Origin of the sequence: Inquilinus ginsengisoli (assembly GCF_050434925.1) — a bacterium.
In the GTDB taxonomy this organism is placed as follows: Bacteria; Pseudomonadota; Alphaproteobacteria; order DSM-16000; family Inquilinaceae; genus Inquilinus; species Inquilinus ginsengisoli_B.
In genome coordinates, this window is sequence record NZ_JBNDJK010000001.1 from 6,549,888 (window position 1) to 6,567,440 (window position 17,553).

Sequence of the window (17,553 nt, forward strand, 5' to 3'; positions counted from 1 at the left end):
TCGGGGAGCCCGGCCTTACAGCCGGCGCTCGGTCTGGGTGCTGAACAGGGAGGCCTTGGACAGGTCGAGCGCCAGCCGGGCGCCGCCCGAAAGCCCCCGCGCCCGGTCCGGCGACAGGCGGACGGAGACGCGCTTGCCGGCCAGGTCGAACCAGGCCAGCGTGTCGGCGCCCATCGGCTCGGTGAAGAGCAGCGGCGCCTCGACCTGGACGCCGGGTGCGCCGTCCTCGGCCAGGCCGATATCCTCGGGCCGGAAGCCGAGCACGATCTCGTCCCCCGCCGCCGGCTCGGACAGGAAGGGATAGCCGGCCAGCGGCAGGTCGTGGCCCTCGATTCGGGCATTGGCGCCGCCGCCGCCGACCACCGTGCCGGGCAGGAAGTTCATCGCCGGCGACCCGACGAAGCCGGCCACGAACAGGGTCGCCGGCTTCTCGTAGAGGGTCTGCGGGTCGGCATACTGCTCGACCTGCCCGCCCTTCATCACCGCGATCCGCGTCGCCAGCGTCATCGCCTCGATCTGGTCGTGGGTGACGTAGACGATGGTCGAGCCCAGCTCCTGGTGCAGACGCTTGATCTCGACCCGCATCTCGGTGCGCAGCTTGGCGTCGAGATTGGACAGCGGCTCGTCGAACAGGAACACCTGGGCGTCGCGCACCAGGGCCCGGCCGATCGCCACGCGCTGGCGCTGCCCGCCCGACAGCTGGCCCGGCTTGCGGTCCAGCAGCTCACGGATCTGCAGCAGGTCGGCGGCCCAGGCGACGCGCTTCTCCACCTGCTCCTTCGGCATGCGGTTGACGCGCAGCCCGAAGGACAGGTTCTTGCGCACCGTCATGGTCGGGTACAGCGCGTAGGACTGGAACACCATAGCCAGGCCGCGGGCGCTCGGCTCGGCGTCGGTGACGTCGACGCCGCCGATCACGATCTCGCCGGAATCGACGTCGTCGAGGCCGGCGATGGCGTTGAGCAGGGTGGACTTGCCGCAGCCGGACGGGCCGAGCAGCACGGTGAAGGCGCCGGGATCGACCTCGATGTCGATCTCGCGCAGCACATGCAGCGCGCCGTAGGACTTGTTCAGGCTGCGGATCTGGATGCCGGCGGACATGGGCCTATCCTTTCACGGCGCCCGAGGCGATGCCGCGGACGAAGTACCGGCCGGACAGGAAGTACACGAGCAGCGGCGGCAGCGCGGTCAGCACCGTGGCCGCCATGTTGACGTTGTACTCGATCGTGCCGGTGGTGGTGTTGACGATGTTGTTGAGCTGGACCGTCATCGGCAGGTTCTCGCGGCCGGCGAAGATGTAGCCCAGCAGGTAGTCGTTCCAGATGCCGGTGACCTGCAGGATCAGGGCGACCATGAGGATGTTGACCGACATCGGCAGCATGATCTGGAGGAAGATGCGGAAGAAGCCGGCGCCGTCGACCCGCGCCGCCTTCACCAGCTCCTCCGGCAGGCCGGCATAGAAGTTGCGGAAGATCAGGGTCAGCGTCGGCAGGCCGAAGATGACATGGATCAGCACGATGCCGGGCAGCGTGCCGTAGAGGCCCATGTTGGAGAAGATCTTGACCAGCGGATACAGGATCACCTGGTACGGTATGAAGGCGCCCAGCATCAGCGCGGTCAGGATCTTATCGGCATGGCGGAAGCGCCACTGCGCCAGGGCATAGCCGTTCAGCGCCCCGGCCAGCACCGACAGGATCACGCTCGGCACCAGGATGCGGATCGAGTTCCAGAAGCCGACATGCAGCCCGTCGCAGAACAGGCCGGTGCAGGCCGACAGCCAGGCCTTCGACCAGGGCTCCAGGGTCGGCGCCATCGGTAGGGCGAAGATCGAGCCCTCGCGGATCTCGTCCATCGGCTTCAGCGAGGTCGACAGCACGATCAGCAGCGGGATGGCGAAGAACAGTGCGGCCAGCACCAGGACGGCGTAGAGCCCGGCGCGGCTTGCCGAGACCTTGCGGGCCGGCCGGCGGGCGGCGCGCGGGATCGCACCAACGACGGCAGTGTGGGTCATCGCGCCCTCCGCGACAGCTCGATGTAGAGATAGGGCGCCAGCGCCGCCAGCACCGCGACCAGCATGACCACGGCGCCGGCCGAGGCCAGGCCGATATTGGCGCGCTCGAAGGTCAGGTCGACCACGAACTTGGCCGGCATGTCGGTGGCGTTGCCGGGGCCGCCCCGGGTCATGGCGACGACCAGGTCGTAGCTCTTCACCACCGCGATCGCCAGCAGCACGACGCAGGTGACGACCAGCGGCCGCAGCATCGGCAGCACGATCGAAAGATAGGTGCGCCAGCGCGGAATGCCTTCGACCCGGGCAGCGCGCCAGATCTCGTGGTCGATGCCGCGCAGCCCGGCCAGCATGATCGCCATGATCAGGCCGGAGGAGTGCCAGACGGCGGCCAGCACCAGGGTGTAGATGGCGCGGTCGCGGTCGACGATCCAGTCGAAGGTGAAGCCCTCCCAGCCCAGGCCGCGGACGAAATCCTGCAGCCCCATGGCCGGGTTCAGGAACCATTGCCAGGCCAGGCCGGTGACGATGAAGGACATCGACAGCGGATACAGGAAGATGGTGCGGAACACCCCTTCCCCCTTCACCTTCTGGTCGATCAGCACCGCCAGCAGCGTGCCCAGCACCAGGGCCAAAGCGATGAACAGCCCGCCGAACACGAACATGTTGCCGAAGGCGGTGTACCAGCGCGCGGTGCTGAACAGCCGGACGTACTGGGCGATGCCGGCGAAGTCGTAATTCGGCACCAGGCTGGACCGGGTGAAGGAGATATAGATGGTCCAGAGGATGGCGCCGTAGAAGCACGTGGCCATGACCAGCACGGTCGGCGCGACCACGGCCTTGGCCGTCAGGTATCGGATGCGGAGCGCAGCCATGATCCCTCCCGGGGACCGCCCCGCCACGGCGGCGGAGCGGTCCGGTTGAGGTGGTCGGTCAGATGTCGGCGTTGGCGACGATCTCGGAGAACTGCTTGGCCGCGTCCTCCGGCTTCATCTCCGGGCTGGTCCAGAACTGGGTGATCAGGTCCTGCAGCTGGCCTTCGACGTCGTTGCTGAAAGCCAGCGCCGTGTTCGGCAGCTGGTTCTCGACCTTGGACATCACCTTCTGGCCTTCCTGCGAGCAGATGTCGAGGGCGCCGACCTCGGCATCCGTCCGCGGCGGCAGGGCGCCCTTGAACTTGTTGAAGGCGACCTGGGTGGCCGGGTCCATCATCACCTCGGCCAGCAGCTTCTGGGCCTTGGTCTTCTCCGGGTCGTCCAGCTTGGGGAAGGCGAAGACGTCGACGGTCAGGACATAGGCGTCCTGGTTGCCCGGCGGCCGGGCGCAGCCGAATTCCTTCCCCGGGGTCAGGCCGGCGGCGGCGAACTCGCCCTTGGCCCAGTCGCCCATGATCTGCATCGCCGCCTTGTTGGTGGCGACCATGGTGGTGGTGTCGTTCCACTTCCGGCCGGCGCTGCCCTGGTCGACGTAGGCGCGCAGCTTGCCGAAGGTCTCGAAGGCCTTGACCATCTCCGGCCCGCCCGCGGCCTCGGCGTCATGGTCGACATAGACCTTGCGGTAGGTCTCCTTGCCGCCGGCGCCGATCAGGACGGAGCGGAACAGCAGCGCCTCCTGCCACGGCTCGCCGCCGACGCCGAGCGCGACGTAGCCCTTGGCCTTGATCTTGTCGGCGAGGGGGAAGAACTCGTCCCAGGTCTTCGGCGGCTCGGCGCCCATCTCCTGGAAGATCTTGGTCGAGTACCACAGCCAGTTGTCGCCGTGGATGTCGGTCGGCACGGCGTAGAAATGACCGTCATAGGAGGCGTTCTTGACGATCAGCGGCGGCAGCTTCTCCTGCCACTTGCCGGCGGCCGCGAGGTCGTCGAGATCGGCCAGCAGCCCTTCCTTCGCCAGGTTGGTGACGGCGACGCCGATGTTCCACTGGATGGCGCCCGGCGCGTCGCCGCCCGCGATCCGGTTCATCGCCGCCTGCCGCGCCGCGGTGCCGCCGACCACGGCGCTGTCGATCCAGGTGCCGCCGCGCTTCTTGAACTCCTCGGCGAACACGCCGATCGCCTTGGATTCACTGCCGCTGGTCCACCAATGGATCACGTCGACGGTCTGCGCCGTCGCCGTTCCCGCAGCCACCGCTGATATTGCACCGCAAAAAGCGGCGGACAGCAGAAGTCGTTGGGGAAAATTCATAAGTCTCCTCCCTCGATTATTCGGTTTACCGGCTCATCGGACCCATCACCGCCCGCACAGCGGACAGCGAACACTGGAACTGCAGCGCATTCCGTATTTTGACCGGATCGTACAATCGATTACATTGGGGCGTCAACCGCGGAATCGGGGATCGAATATTGCCTTCTTCCGGGAATGGGTCGAACCGCACCAGGATGGTCGATATCGCCCGGCTGGCCGGGGTTTCGGTGGCGACGGTCAGCCGGGCGCTGACCGGCTCGCCCCTGGTCACGGCCGAGACGCGCGAGCGGATCGAGGCGGCGGTGCGCCAGACCGGCTATGCCGTGAACCCGCTGGCGCGCGGCCTGCGCCGGCAGGAGGCGCGGCAGATCCTGGTGCTGGTGCCGGATATCGGCAACCCGTTCTTCTCCGAGGTGCTGCTGGGCATCGAGGAGGAGGCGGCGGCGCGCGGCTTCAGCATGCTGGTCGGCAACACCGCCAAGGATCCGGCGCGCGAGGACCGGCATGCCGGCCAGATGCTGACCGGCGCGGTCGACGGGCTGATCCTGCTGAACGGCCGGCTGCCGCCGCGGCTGCAGCGCGACCGCGACTTCGACGGCCGGATCGTGGCGGTGTCGGAGGCGATCCCCGGCGCCAGGGTGCCGGTGGTCGGCATCGACAATGCGGGCGCCGCGGCTGCGGTCGTGGCCCACCTCACCGGGCTGGGCCACCGCCGCATCGGCCACATCGCCGGGCCGGAGAGCAACATCCTGACCCAGCAGCGCCTGGCCGGCTATGGCGCCGGCCTGTGCGCGGCCGGCCTTGAGGTGGAGCCAAGCCTGATCCGCCATGGCGACTTCACCATCCCGAGCGGCGAGTCGGCGATGGCGGCGCTGCTGTCCCTGCCCGCCCCGCCGACGGCGGTGTTCTGCAGCAATGACGAGATGGCGATCGGCGCCATCCGGGTGCTGCGCGTCAGCGGCCGCGAGGTGCCGCGCGATGTGGCCGTGGCCGGGTTCGACGACATCCAGTTCGCCGGCACCTACGAGCCGCCGCTGACCACGATCCGCCAGCCGCGCCGCCGCATGGGGGCAGAGGCGATGGCCCTGCTGGGCCGCCGCATCGCCGGCGAGTCCGACATCGGCGGCGACGTCACCCTGCCCTTCGCGCTGGTCGAGCGGAGGAGCAGCGGAGGCTGAGACCTCCCGGGAGCTCCGGCCGTCTATCGCGACAACATCCCCCATCCGTATGACGAAGCGGCGCCGCTGGGCTGATAGTCTCCCAGTCGCACCGCAGCAAACGGTGCTGCCGAGCCAAGCCGGAGGGGACGAGATGACCGACGTCTATCTGACCGTAACCAACACCTCCTTTGCCCATGGGGACTCCACCGACTCGTTCAGGATCTTTGGTTCCGCGGCCGGCGATTACGTGGCAACCGGATCGGGCGGGGATCTCCTGTACGGCTTCGGCGGAAATGACTGGCTGGGCGGCGGCGAGGGATACGATCGGCTCATCGGCGGCACGGGCGACGACACTTACCTGCTGTTCGATGTGACTCTCCTCATAAACCCCCTACGAGAGGCGTATGACGCGGTGATCGAGGAGGCGGATGGCGGCATCGACACGATCATAATCCTGCCCGCGCCGAGCCAGTTCGGGGGCCTGACGACCCACTATACTCTCCCAGAGAATGTCGAGAATGGGACGTTCGGCGGGTACTCGGAGCCCTTCGACCTGACCGGCAATGCAGCAGACAACCGGCTTTACGGAAGCGACGGGGCAAACGCGCTCGACGGCCGCGCGGGTGACGACGCGCTCAAGGGCGACGAGGGCAACGACGCCCTCAGCGGCGGCGAGGGCGATGACACCCTGGACGGCCAGGAAGGCATCGACGCGTTGGATGGCGGCGCCGGCAACGACACTTACGTTCTGGCGGGGGATGCGGACACCATCAGCGATTCCTCCGGGATCGACACACTCCTCTCGACCACGAGCCGCAGCCTGGCGGATTTCCCGGCGATCGAGAACCTGACCCTCGCAGGAACGGAAGCGATCGACGGCACCGGCAGCGCCCTTGACAACGTGCTGACGGGCAATTCCGCCAGCAACCTGCTGTCCGGTGGAGCCGGCAATGATCGTCTGGATGGTGGTGCCGGCAGCGACACCATGCGCGGCGCGAGCGGTGACGACACCTATGTCATCGACGAATCCGGCGACGGGTTGACGAGGCCTGGGCGGGTTCGTCGGGCATCGACACCGTGCAGTCCTCGATCCATTTCAGCCTGGCCGACGCGTCCCGCGTCTTCGGCAATGTGGAGAATCTGACGCTGACCGGCCTTGCCAGCGTGAACGGCACCGGCAACGGTCTCGGCAACACCATGGTCGGCAATGCCGGGCTGAACACCCTCGATGGCGGTGCCGGCAACGACGTCCTCCGGGGCGGCGCCGGCGCGGACACGCTGAGGGGCGGAACCGGCATCGACACGGCCAGCTACTATACCGGTGTGGTCGGACTCTCGGTCGATCTCGCCACCGGCAGGGGCGTCGGCGGCGAGGCCCAGGGCGATGCCCTGATCGGGATCGAGAACCTGTCGGGAAGCCAGGGCAACGACACCCTCGCCGGCAGCGCCGGCGCCAATACGCTGCAAGGCTGGACCGGCAACGACATCCTCCGCGGCGGCGCCGGGGCCGACCGGCTCGAGGGCGGCGCCGGCCTCGACACCGCCAGCTACTACAGCGGTACGACCGGGGTCGTGGTCAGCCTCGCCAGCGGCCTCGGCAGCGGCGGCGAGGCGCAGGGCGATATCCTCTCCGGCATCGAGAACCTCTCCGGCAGCCAGGGCAGCGACAGCCTCTACGGCAACGCCGGGGCCAATGTCCTGCAGAGCTGGAACGGCAACGACGCACTCTTCGGCAGAGCCGGCAAGGATACGCTCACCGGCGGCGCCGGGGCGGACCGCTTCGCCTTCGCCGCCCGCGACGACAGCGTGGTCGGGGCCAATGCCGACCGGATCACCGATTTCAGCCACGCCCACGGCGACCGCATCGACTTGGCAGGGATCGACGCCCGGACCACCGTGGCCGGCAACCAGGCCTTCAGCTTCATCGGGGCCGGACTGTTCACCGGCGTCACGGGGCAGCTTCGCTTTGCTTTCACCAGCCCCGGTGTCACCACGGTCGCCGGCGACGTCAACGGCGACAGGGTCTCGGACTTCCACATCACCCTGACCGGCACCGTCCGTCTCGTCGCCGCCGACTTCGTGCTCTGATACCGGCGAGCCCCTTCACCAGACTTTCGCCACCCCGCCGTCCGGGCGCGGCGCAACCCGGAGTGATGTGCCACGGACTATTCTGGACGCTGGCCTGAGGCGGACTCCCTGCCTTCCATATTGACGCCGCCCCCGTTCCCGGCTTTACCTGTTAGGACGCAATAACGTCACATATTTCGTTATTGTGGAATAACAGGAGGGCAGGGATGGCCGATCTTCTGGTCAAGCTCTACGCGTTGGCGCCGCCGATGGAGTCGCGCGCGGCGATGGCGGCGGCCGGCATCACCGTCCGCCCCGCCATCGCGCCGGAAAAGCGCGCGGTCGTCCGCTGGGTGACGGAGCGCTTCGGCGACGGCTGGGCCAGCGAGGTCGAGGTCGCCTTCGCCCATCGCCCGGTCGGCTGCCTGATCGCGGTCCAGGACGGCGCCCTGCTCGGGTTCGCCTGCCACAACGCCACCGCCATCGGCTTCTTCGGCCCCACCGGCGTCGACCCCGGCCAGCGCGCCAAGGGCATCGGCGAGGCGCTGCTGCGCGAGACCATGGAGGCGATGCGCCACCTCGGCCACGCCTACGCCATCATCGGCGGCGCCGGCCCGGTCGCCTTCTACGAGAAAATCGTCGGGGCGACCGAGATTCCGGGTTCCACAAGTGGTCTATACCACGGCATGATACGGTCCAAGACGACGGAGTGATCCGACGGCGCGGCCCGACCACGGCGGGCCCGCCCCATCGCAGACATTCGGGAGGTTCTGAGACGTGACCGCAGCCAATGCGTCCAGGGGCGGCCGGCCGCTCGCACTCGTCCTCGGCATCCAGCGGCCGACCCTGTCGGCGGACGAGCTGGCCTTCTTCCGCGAGGCCAACCCCTACGGCCTGTTCCTCGGCCGCCGCAACATGAAGGACCCGCAGCAGCTGCGCGCTTTGTGCGCCGCCTTCCGCGAGGCGGTGGGCCGGCCGGATGCGCCGGTGCTGACCGACCAGGAGGGCGGCCGCGTCTCGCATCTCGATTCCGGCGCCTGGCCCATGTTCCGCAGCTTTCGCAGCTTCGGCCGGCTGGCCGAGCGCGACCTGCCGGCGGCCAAGCGCGCCATCCGCCTGTCCTCCATCGCCATGGGCCGGATGATGCGCGAGGTCGGGCTGAACAGCGCCTGCTCGCCGGTGCTGGACCTGCTGATGCCCGGCGCCGACGCGGTGATCGGCGAGCGCGCCTTCGCCGGCGATCCGGAGCTGGTGGCGGCGCTGGGCCGCGAGGTGGTGGACGGCTTCCTCGAGGTCGGGCTGATGCCGGTGATGAAGCACATCCCCGGTCATGGCCGCGCCACTGAGGACAGCCACAAGACCCGGCCGGTGGTGACCGCCGATGCGGCCACGCTGGACGCCACCGACTTCCTGCCCTTCGCCCGGCTGCGCGACACGCCCTGGGCCATGGTCAGCCACGTCGTCTACAGCGCCTTCGACCGCGACCGGCCGGCCTCGGTCTCGCCGGTGATCACGCAAGAGGTGATCCGCGGCCGCCTCGGCTTCGAGGGCGTGCTGATCTCCGACTGCGTGTTCATGAACTCGCTGCAGGGCGAGGTGCATGACCGCGTCGCCCAGGTGCTGGACGGCGGCTGCGACATCGCCCTGCACTGCCATGGCGAGCTGCCGGAGATGCAGCGCGCCGCCGCCCGGGCCCGGCCGCTGGACGATGCCGCGGTCGCCCGGCTGGACGCGGCGGAGCGGCGCCTGGGCACCGCCCCCGCCGACGTCACCGCGCTGCACGCCGAGGTCGAGGCCCTGCTGGCCGCGGCCTGATCCACCCGGCTGCCGACCGGGCTCGCAGGCCGGCAGATTGACGTTCAACGAGAAAACGCACAGATGGAGGCCAATGTCATGAGACAGAAGAAGTCGGTGTTCCTGCTCGCGGCCGCGCTGCTGGCGGCGACCAGCGCCACGGCCGTCGCCCAGACCGTCCTGTCGATGCATATCGAGGAGGAGACGAACTGGGTGCGGAACTTCAACCCGTTCAACCGCACCTCGTACCGCCAGAGCACGATGGATTTCATCTACGAGCCGCTGGTGGTGTTCGGCAAGCTGCAGGGCAACAAGCCCTATTACCGCCTGGCGACGGCGATGAGCCTGGCGGACGACCTGAAGGCGGTCACCTTCGACCTGCGCGAGAACGTGCAGTGGTCGGACGGCAAGCCCTTCACCGCCGACGACGTGGCGTTCAGCTTCGAACTGATGAAGAAATTCCCGGCGCTGGACTTCAACAGCATCTGGCAGGTGATCGACGGCGTCGAGAAGCTGAGCCCGACCAAGGTGAAGTTCACCTTCAAGGAGCCGACCGCGCTGGGGCCGGAGAAGATCGTCGAGATGCCGATCATCGCCCAGCACGCCTGGAAGGACGTGGCCGATCCGGTGACCTTCCTGAACGAGACCCCGGTCGGCACCGGGCCGATGACCGAGGTCACCCGCTTCACCCCGCAGGTCTATGAGCAGTGCCGCAACCCGAACTACTGGGACGCGGCGTCGCTGAAGGTGGACTGCCTGCGCTTCCCGCAGATCGCCAACAACGACCAGGCCCTGGCCGCGGCCACCGCCGGCGAGCTGGACTGGTTCGCCTCCTTCCTGCCGGACATCGACAAGACCTATGTCGCCTCCGACAAGGACCATCACGGCTACTGGTTCCCGCCGGGCAGCCTGGTGGCGGTGATCATGAACCTGGAGAGCCCGGACCCGGTCCATCGCAAGGCCTTCGACAGCGTCGAGTTCCGCCGCGCCGTCAGCATGGCGATGGACCGCGACGCCATGGTCAATGTCGCCGGCTACGGCTATCCGACGCTGAATGACGACCCCGGCACCTTCGGCAAGCGCTTCGAGAGCTGGGCCGACCCGAAGGTCAAGGAGACCTATGGCAAGTACACCCAGTACGATCTCGAAGGGGCCAAGGCGCTGCTCGACCAGGCCGGCTTCAAGGACAAGGACGGCGACGGTTTCCGCGACACGCCGGACGGCGAGAGGCTGTCCTTCGACCTGATCGTGCCGAATGGCTGGACCGACTGGATCAGCACCTCGCAGATCGCGATCGAGGGCCTCAATCAGATCGGCATCGACGTCAAGCTGGCGACGCCGGACGGTGCGGTGTGGCGCCAGAGCCTGCTGGACGGCAAGTTCGACATGGCCCTGAACTCCTGGTACGTCGGCGCCACGCCCTACTACCAGATGGACGACGCCTTCCATTCCCGGAACAAGGGCAAGACCCGGTTCTCGGCGCAGCGCTTCTTCGATCCGAAGCTGGACCAACTGCTGGACGCCTACACCCAGACCACCGACGACGCCAAGCGCAAGGACCTGCTGGACCAGGCGCAGACGCTGCTGGCGGAGAAGCTGCCGGTGGTGCCGATCTACAACAACCCGATCTGGTACGAGTACAATTCGAAGCGGTTCACCGGCTGGGCCACCGCCGACAACCCCTTCGTCAGCCCGCAGAACTACGACCCCAACCACGAGCGGCTGCTGCACCTGCTGGCGCTGCGGCCGGCTCAGTAGTCGAGGCCCCTCCCCTTTTCTGTCATTGCCGGGCTTGACCCGGCAATCCAGACGGCGTCGACAGTCTCTGGATGCCCGGGTCAAGCCCGGGCATGACAGATGGGGGATTGCGGTACCACCATCAGCCCACAGCCCGCCCACCAGCCGGATGACCTGACCACATGGCCTTCGTCGCCCGACGACTGTTCTTCTACCTGGTCGCCTTCCTGGTGGCCGCGAGCATCAACTTCCTGATCCCGCGGCTGATGCCGGGCGATCCGATCGACATCATGTTCTCGCAGTCCGGCACAAGGCTGTCGGTCGAGAATCTGGCGGCGCTGAAGCAGACCTTCGGCTTCGTCGACGGGCCGCTGTGGCAGCAATACCTGACCTATCTGGGCAGCGTCTTCACCGGCGACCTCGGCGTCTCGGTGAAGTACTTCCCGACCCCGGTGTCCGACGTGCTGGGCCGCGCCCTGACCTGGACCCTGGTGCTGATGGGCGGGGCGACGCTCTTGAGCTTCACGCTCGGCACGCTGCTCGGCATCGTCGCCGCCTGGCGCCGCGGCAGCCGCTTCGACGTCACGGTCTCGACCACCGCCATCGTCTCCACCGCCACCCCGGCGGTGGTGGTGGCGCTGTTCGGGCTGTTCGTCTTCGGCTTCACGCTGCAGTGGTTCCCGACCGGCTACGCCGCCGACACCTCGATCGATCCCGCCCTCTCCGCCCAATACATCCTCAGCGTGCTGTACCACGCGATCCTGCCGGTGGTGACCCTGTCGGTGGTGCTGACCGGGGACTTCCTGGTCACCATGCGCAACAACATGATCAACCTGCTGGGCGAGGACTACGTCACCATGGGCCGGGCCAAGGGCCTGGCCGACCGGCGGGTGATGCTGATGTACGGCGCCCGCAACGCGCTCCTCCCCGGCGTCACCAATCTGGCCATCGCCATCGGCAAGGTCCTGGGCGGGTCGCTGGTGACCGAGGTGGTGTTCAACTATCCCGGCCTCGGCAACACCCTCTACAAGGCGATCCTCGGGCGCGACTATCCGGTGATCCAGGGCCAGCTGCTGATCATGACCCTGGCGATGCTGACCGCGAACTTCCTGGCCGACATCGCCTATGCCCGGCTCGACCCCCGGCTGCGCAGGAGCTGAACCATGCGGATGATCCTGGCTGCCCTGTCCAACCGCAAGGCCGCGATCGGCCTCGTCATCGTCGCCTTCCTTCTGGTGATGGCGCTGATCGCGCCGCTGCTGACCGACTACAACCCGTCGCGCCGGGTCGGCCGGCCGCATGAGCCGCCCTCGGCCACCCATGTGCTCGGCACCACCCGCAACGGCTACGACGTCTTTTCCCAGCTCGTCTACGGCGCCCGCACCTCGCTGGCGGTCGGCTTCGGCGCCGGGCTGCTGATCACCGTGATCGGCACCGCGGTCGGCATCGCCGCCGGCTATCTCGGCGGCAAGACCGACGAGGCGCTGAACTTCGCCACCAATGTCGTGCTGGTGATCCCGAACCTGCCCTTGCTGCTGGTGCTGGCCGCCTTCATCGGCCAGGCCAGCCCGCTGGTCATAGCCCTCATCATCGGCGCCACGTCCTGGGCCTGGGGCGCGCGCGTGACCCGGGCTCAGACCTTCGCGCTCAGGGAGAAGGAGTTCGTGCGCTCGGCCGAGATGATCGGCGAGCCGCGCTGGCGCATCATGCTGTTCGAGCTGCTGCCGAACCTGGTGTCGATCGTCGGCATCAACTTCATCGGCAGCGTGATCTATTCCGTGATCACGGAGGCGACGCTGGAGTTCCTGGGCCTGGGCGACCCGCAGACCATCTCCTGGGGCATCATGCTGTTCAACGCCCAGAACGCCTCGGCCATGGCGGTCGGGGCGTGGTGGGAGCTGCTGTCGCCCTGCGCCGTGCTGGCCCTGCTGGGCGCCGGGCTGTCGCTGACGAACTTCGCCATCGACGAGGTCGCCAACCCGCAGTTGCGCGTCGGCCGGTCGATGGCGCGTTGGAAGCGGCTGGCCCGGCTGCGGGAGGCACGGCCGTGAGCCCGGATGCGAGTGCGGCGCCGGGGCCGCTGCTGTCGGTGCAGGGCCTGACCATCGACTATATCGGCGACCGTGGCGACTTCCGGGCGGTCGACGACGTCGGCTTCGACATCGGCCGCGGCGAGGTGTTCGGCCTGGCCGGCGAATCCGGCTGCGGCAAGAGCACCATCGCCTTCGCCATCACCCGGCTGCACAAGCCGCCGGCGCTGATCAGCGGCGGCGAGATCCGCTTCGACGGGCAGGATGTGCTGCGCCTGGACGGCGAGGCGCTGCGCCGCTTCCGCTGGAGCGAGGTCGCGATGGTGTTCCAGAGCGCGATGAACGCGCTGAACCCGGTGCTGACGGTCGAGGCGCAGTTCCGCGACGTGCTGGTCACCCACACCGGCTGCAGCCGGGTCGAGGCGCATGACCGTGCGGTCGAGCTGATGCGCATGGTCGACATCGACCCGGCGCGGCTGCGCGATTATCCGCACCAGTTCTCCGGCGGCATGCGCCAGCGCATCGTCATCGCCATCTGCCTGGCCCTGAACCCGAAGCTGATCGTGATGGACGAGCCGACCACTGCGCTCGACGTCGTGGTCCAGCGCGAGATCCTGCAGCAGATCGACGGGCTGCGGCGCAAGCTGGGCTTCTCGATCCTGTTCATCACCCACGACCTCAGCCTGATGGTGCAGTTCTGCGACCGCATCGGCGTGATGCTGAAGGGCAAGCTGGTCGAGGTCGGGGCGGCGCAGCAGATCTTCCGCGCGCCTGCTCACGACTACACCCGCAAGCTCTGGGCCTCATTCCCCTCGGTGCACGGGGCCCGGCGCACGGCGCTGCAGGATGCGGCGGAGGCATCATGACCCCTCTCCTCGCCCTCGAACGCGTCGGCAAGCGCTTCGGCCCGCTGCAGGCGCTGGACGACGTGTCGATCGACCTCCATGCCGGCCGGGCCCTGGCGCTGGTCGGCGAATCCGGCAGCGGCAAGACCACCTGCGCCCGGATCCTGATGCTGCAGCACCAGCCCTCGGCCGGCCGGGTGCTGTTCCGCGGCCGCGACGTCGCCGCGCTGCACGGCACGGCCGAGCTGCTGGCGTATCGCCGCGCGGTGCAGATGGTGTTCCAGGACCCCTTCGGGTCGCTGAACCCGGTGCACACCATCTTCCACCACATCGCCCGCCCCCTGTCCCTGCATGCCGGCATCGCCGGCCGCAAGGCGCTCAACACCCGGGTGATGGAGCTGCTGGCGGCGGTGGAGCTGGAGCCGGACTCGACCGCGCCGAAATACCCGCACCAGCTGTCCGGCGGGCAGCGCCAACGGGTCAACATCGCCCGCACCCTGGCGGTCGGGGCCGAGGTGGTGCTGGCCGACGAGCCGACCTCGATGCTCGACGTCTCGATCCGGCTCGGCGTGCTCAACCTGCTCGAGCGGATGAAGCGCGAGCGCGGCATGGCCTTCCTCTACATCACCCACGACATCGCCACGGCGCGCTACGTCGCCGAGGAAATCGCGGTGATGTATGCCGGCCGGATCGTCGAATGGGGCGACACCGGCGCGGTGGTCGACTCGCCGCAGCACCCCTACACCCAGCTCTTGCTCTCCGCCGTGCCGGACCCCGAGCGGCCGTTTGACGGCGAGGCCTCACAGCTTCAGGCCGACCTCGTCGCCCAGGCTCGCGACGCCGCCCGCATGACCGGCGGCGTGCGCCAGATCGCCGGCAACCACTTCGTGCGAGCGGCCTGACCGGCTGCGAGTCGGAATCCCCCGGCATTTGGAGCCGTCTACCCCTTCTACTCTCCCCCTCCCCTTGCGGGAGGGGGGAAGGGGGAGGGGTCTGCGCGCGTCCGCGCGCATACAAGGCAGGGCACCGAACTCGCGTCCGCGCCGGTTTGCGACAGTCAGGACTGGTTCGCGCCGAGAGAACCCCCTCCCCCTGCCCCCTCCCGCAAGGAGAGGGGGAGGATGGAAGGCAGAGGCTGGTCCAAAGTTTGAAAGCCGATGATTCCGACTTGCCGACCCCTGGCGACTTCGCTTACCGTGCTTGAGAAAACGGTTTCTCACACTTGAAGGCAAACTTCACGAAGGTGACGAGAGAAACCACTTTCTCATCAAGGCGCAACCAGGCTCGGCATGGACCAGAGGTCACCACGATCCGCTCCGAACGGGCCCGGCCGGCCGGTGACGCTGCGCGACGTGGCGCGGGCCGCCGGGGTCAGCGTCGCCACCGCATCGAAGGCGCTGAACGACCAGGGCCGGATGGCGGAGGAGACGCGGGAACGGGTGCGCCAGACCGCCAAGGCGCTGGGCTTCCGCCCGAACGGGCTGGCGCAGAGCCTGTCGCGGCAGCGCAGCTTCACCGTCGGCCTGCTCACCAACGACACCTATGGCCGCTTCACCCTGCCGGTGATGGCCGGCATCGCCGACGCGCTGGTCGACAACGGCGTCTCGGTCTTCCTGTGCAACATCGAGGACGATCCGCGGCTGGCACAGACCCATGTCGACGCCATGCTGGAGAAGCGGGTCGACGGCATCATCGCCTCCGGCAAGCGGATCGACCGCCATCTGCCGGTCGACCTGTCGAGCCTCGGCATCCCGGTGATCTACGCCTTCACCGAGCCCGACCCGGAGTCGATCGGCTTCGTCTCCGACGACGAGGCCGGGGCCCGGCTGGCGATGGAGCATCTCGCCCGGCTGGGCCGGAAGCGCATCGCCCATGTCACCGGCCCGTCCAGTTTCCGCGTCGTGCACCAGCGGGCCAAGGCCTATCGCGAATTGCTGCGCGAGGTCGGGCTGGAGGAGCCCGAACAGGGCGTGCTGACCGGGCACTGGACCGAGGCCTGGGGGCATGAGGCCGCCGGCTATCTGTTCGACGGCATCGGCCGCCCGCCCGACGCGGTGTTCTGCGGCAACGACCAGATCGCCCGCGGCGTGGTCGACGCGCTGCGCGAGCGCGGCCGGCGGGTGCCGGACGACGTCGCCGTGATCGGCTTCGACAATTGGGAGATCGTCGCCGCCGCGACGCGTCCGCCGCTGACCACGGTCGACATGAACCTGAAGGATCTGGGCCGCGAGGCCGGGCTGACCCTGCTGAAGCTGGTCGACCGCCAACCGATCGAACCGGGCATCCGCAAGCTGCCTTGCCGCCTGGTGGTGCGGGCGTCCTGCGGCGCCCCGCCCGTCTGAGAGCACGCCGAGCAACAAGGCCGCCCCGAAGGACGGCCGGAACCGAGGGAGGACACGAGATGAAGCGTCTGATGCAGCGCCTGGCCGGGGGCATCGCCCTTCTGGCCCTCACCGTCTCCGCCGCTTCGGCCGAGACCTTCACCCTGTGGGTGCGGTCCGACGGGTCGAACTTCATGCCCCGCATCGTCGAGGCGTTCAACCAGAGCCACGAGGACAAGGCCGAGCTGCAGATCGTGCCGGTGGCCGAGCTGGTGCAGAAATACGCCACCGCGGCCGCGGGCGGCGCGGCGCCCGACGCGCTGTCGCTGGACCTGATCTACACCCCGTCCTTCGCCGCCGCCGGGCAGCTCGAGGACATCACCGACTGGGCCAAGTCGCTGCCGTATTTCGACAAGCTGTCGCCGGCGCATGTGAAGACCGGCACCTACAAGGACCGGATCTACGGCCTGCCCTACTCCGCCGACAGCTCGGTCCTGATCTGGAACAAGAAGCTGTTCCGCCAGGCCGGCCTCGACCCCGACAAGGGTCCGACCAACTGGGCCGAGATCGAGGCGGCGGCGGAGAAGGTCGCGGCGCTGGGCGGCGACATCAAGGGCTTCTACTTCTCCGGCGCCTGCGGCGGCTGCAACATCTTCACCTTCACGCCGCTGATCTGGGCCAGCGGCGGCGACATCCTGACCGAGGACGGCAGCAAGGCGACGCTGGACACGCCGCAGATGCGCGACGCCATCGCCTTCTATCGCAGCATGGTCGGCAAGGGGCTGGTGCCGGAGGGGGCGCGGACCGACACCGGGTCGAACTTCTTCGCCGCCTTCGCCCGCGGCAATATCGGCCTGGCCCCGTCCGGCGCCTTCGCCATCGGCGCGCTCAACACGCAGTATCCGGACATCGACTATGGCGTCACCTTCCTGCCGGGGAAGACCGGCGGCTGGTCGTCCTTCGCCGGCGGCGACAATTTCGTGGTCACCAAGGGCACGACCAAGCTGAAGGCGATCAAGGCCTTCCTCGACTTCTCCTACTCGCTGGAAGGGCAGACGCTGCTGGCCCGTTACGGCAGCCTGCCGGTGCGCAGCGACATCTCCGGCGAGGCGCTGAAGGACCTCGACCCCCGCTACAAGATCGCCGCCGAGGCGATGGAGAAGGGCCGGACGCCCTATTCCGTGGTCTTCAACGACATCATCAACAGCATGAACAGCCCCTGGGCGCAGATGGTGAACGAGGTGTTCTTCGGCGACGACATCGACGCCTCCCTCGCCAACGCCCAGGAGACGATGCAGGGCATCATCGACAGCGCCCCGGGGAATTGAGGCCGGTGATGGCATCCAGAAACGCCGAGGCCAACCCAAACGAGTCCCCCCTCCCCTTGCGGGAGGGGGTTAGGGGGAG

The 17,553-nt window shown here is 68.3% G+C and carries 16 protein-coding genes; 12 read left to right on the forward strand and 4 right to left on the reverse strand.

From position 1 onward, the window contains the following. Nucleotides 1-15: 15 nt before the first annotated feature. Genes QFZ27_RS31165 through QFZ27_RS31180 form a run of 4 tightly spaced genes read right to left on the reverse strand, consistent with a single transcriptional unit; the run spans nucleotide 16 to nucleotide 4,135 of the window. The gene (locus tag QFZ27_RS31165) at nucleotides 16-1,101 is read right to left on the reverse strand and encodes an ABC transporter ATP-binding protein (protein WP_429230345.1); all 1,086 of its coding nucleotides are present in this window, start codon (nucleotides 1,099-1,101) and stop codon (nucleotides 16-18) included. A 4-nt stretch (nucleotides 1,102-1,105) separates the two neighbouring features. Further along, entirely contained in the window at nucleotides 1,106-2,011 is a 906-nt protein-coding gene (locus QFZ27_RS31170) for a carbohydrate ABC transporter permease (protein ID WP_429230346.1), read from the reverse strand. Next, the gene (locus QFZ27_RS31175; protein ID WP_429230347.1) at nucleotides 2,008-2,883 is read right to left on the reverse strand and encodes a carbohydrate ABC transporter permease; all 876 of its coding nucleotides are present in this window, start codon (nucleotides 2,881-2,883) and stop codon (nucleotides 2,008-2,010) included. Before QFZ27_RS31175 ends, QFZ27_RS31170 begins: the two co-directional genes overlap by 4 nt. 58 nt (nucleotides 2,884-2,941) lie before the next feature. Then, the gene (locus tag QFZ27_RS31180) at nucleotides 2,942-4,135 is read right to left on the reverse strand and encodes an ABC transporter substrate-binding protein (protein WP_429230348.1); all 1,194 of its coding nucleotides are present in this window, start codon (nucleotides 4,133-4,135) and stop codon (nucleotides 2,942-2,944) included. 251 nt (nucleotides 4,136-4,386) lie between these two features. Between QFZ27_RS31180 and QFZ27_RS31185 the strand changes: the two genes are divergently transcribed. The 12 genes from QFZ27_RS31185 (at nucleotide 4,387) to QFZ27_RS31240 (ending at nucleotide 17,474) form a co-directional block, all read left to right on the forward strand. Continuing rightward, the gene (locus QFZ27_RS31185; RefSeq protein ID WP_429230349.1) at nucleotides 4,387-5,370 is read left to right on the forward strand and encodes a LacI family DNA-binding transcriptional regulator; all 984 of its coding nucleotides are present in this window, start codon (nucleotides 4,387-4,389) and stop codon (nucleotides 5,368-5,370) included. Between the two features lie 133 nt (nucleotides 5,371-5,503). Then, nucleotides 5,504-6,496, forward strand: a complete 993-nt coding sequence (locus tag QFZ27_RS31190; protein ID WP_429230350.1) for a calcium-binding protein — start codon at nucleotides 5,504-5,506, stop codon at nucleotides 6,494-6,496. Beyond that, complete coding sequence (locus tag QFZ27_RS31195; protein ID WP_429230351.1) at nucleotides 6,430-7,440, forward strand: calcium-binding protein; 1,011 nt, start codon at nucleotides 6,430-6,432, stop codon at nucleotides 7,438-7,440. The genes QFZ27_RS31190 and QFZ27_RS31195 overlap by 67 nt, the downstream gene beginning before the upstream one ends. Nucleotides 7,441-7,646: 206 nt before the next feature. After that, a complete protein-coding gene (locus tag QFZ27_RS31200) occupies nucleotides 7,647-8,132 on the forward strand; it encodes a GNAT family N-acetyltransferase (RefSeq protein WP_429230352.1) in 486 nt (161 codons plus the stop codon). 64 nt (nucleotides 8,133-8,196) lie between these two features. Beyond that, the gene (locus tag QFZ27_RS31205; protein WP_429230353.1) at nucleotides 8,197-9,234 is read left to right on the forward strand and encodes a glycoside hydrolase family 3 N-terminal domain-containing protein; all 1,038 of its coding nucleotides are present in this window, start codon (nucleotides 8,197-8,199) and stop codon (nucleotides 9,232-9,234) included. A 78-nt stretch (nucleotides 9,235-9,312) separates the two neighbouring features. After that, a complete protein-coding gene (locus tag QFZ27_RS31210) occupies nucleotides 9,313-10,971 on the forward strand; it encodes an ABC transporter substrate-binding protein (protein WP_429230354.1) in 1,659 nt (552 codons plus the stop codon). Nucleotides 10,972-11,132: 161 nt separating this feature from the next. Continuing rightward, on the forward strand, nucleotides 11,133-12,110 hold the full coding sequence (locus tag QFZ27_RS31215; protein ID WP_429230355.1) for an ABC transporter permease: 978 nt from the start codon (nucleotides 11,133-11,135) through the stop codon (nucleotides 12,108-12,110). A 3-nt stretch (nucleotides 12,111-12,113) separates the two neighbouring features. Then, a complete protein-coding gene (locus tag QFZ27_RS31220; protein ID WP_429230356.1) occupies nucleotides 12,114-13,001 on the forward strand; it encodes an ABC transporter permease in 888 nt (295 codons plus the stop codon). Next, nucleotides 12,998-13,846, forward strand: a complete 849-nt coding sequence (locus tag QFZ27_RS31225) for an ABC transporter ATP-binding protein (protein WP_429230357.1) — start codon at nucleotides 12,998-13,000, stop codon at nucleotides 13,844-13,846. Before QFZ27_RS31220 ends, QFZ27_RS31225 begins: the two co-directional genes overlap by 4 nt. Next, nucleotides 13,843-14,727: an ABC transporter ATP-binding protein gene (locus QFZ27_RS31230; RefSeq protein ID WP_429230358.1), complete on the forward strand. Its 885-nt coding sequence runs from the start codon at nucleotides 13,843-13,845 to the stop codon at nucleotides 14,725-14,727. Before QFZ27_RS31225 ends, QFZ27_RS31230 begins: the two co-directional genes overlap by 4 nt. Nucleotides 14,728-15,114: 387 nt before the next feature. After that, nucleotides 15,115-16,167 carry a LacI family DNA-binding transcriptional regulator gene (locus QFZ27_RS31235; RefSeq protein WP_429230359.1) on the forward strand — a complete coding sequence of 351 codons (1,053 nt, stop codon included), beginning with the start codon at nucleotides 15,115-15,117 and terminating at the stop codon, nucleotides 16,165-16,167. Between the two features lie 59 nt (nucleotides 16,168-16,226). Beyond that, entirely contained in the window at nucleotides 16,227-17,474 is a 1,248-nt protein-coding gene (locus tag QFZ27_RS31240) for an ABC transporter substrate-binding protein (RefSeq protein WP_429230360.1), read from the forward strand. The last annotated feature ends 79 nt before the right edge of the window (nucleotides 17,475-17,553 follow it).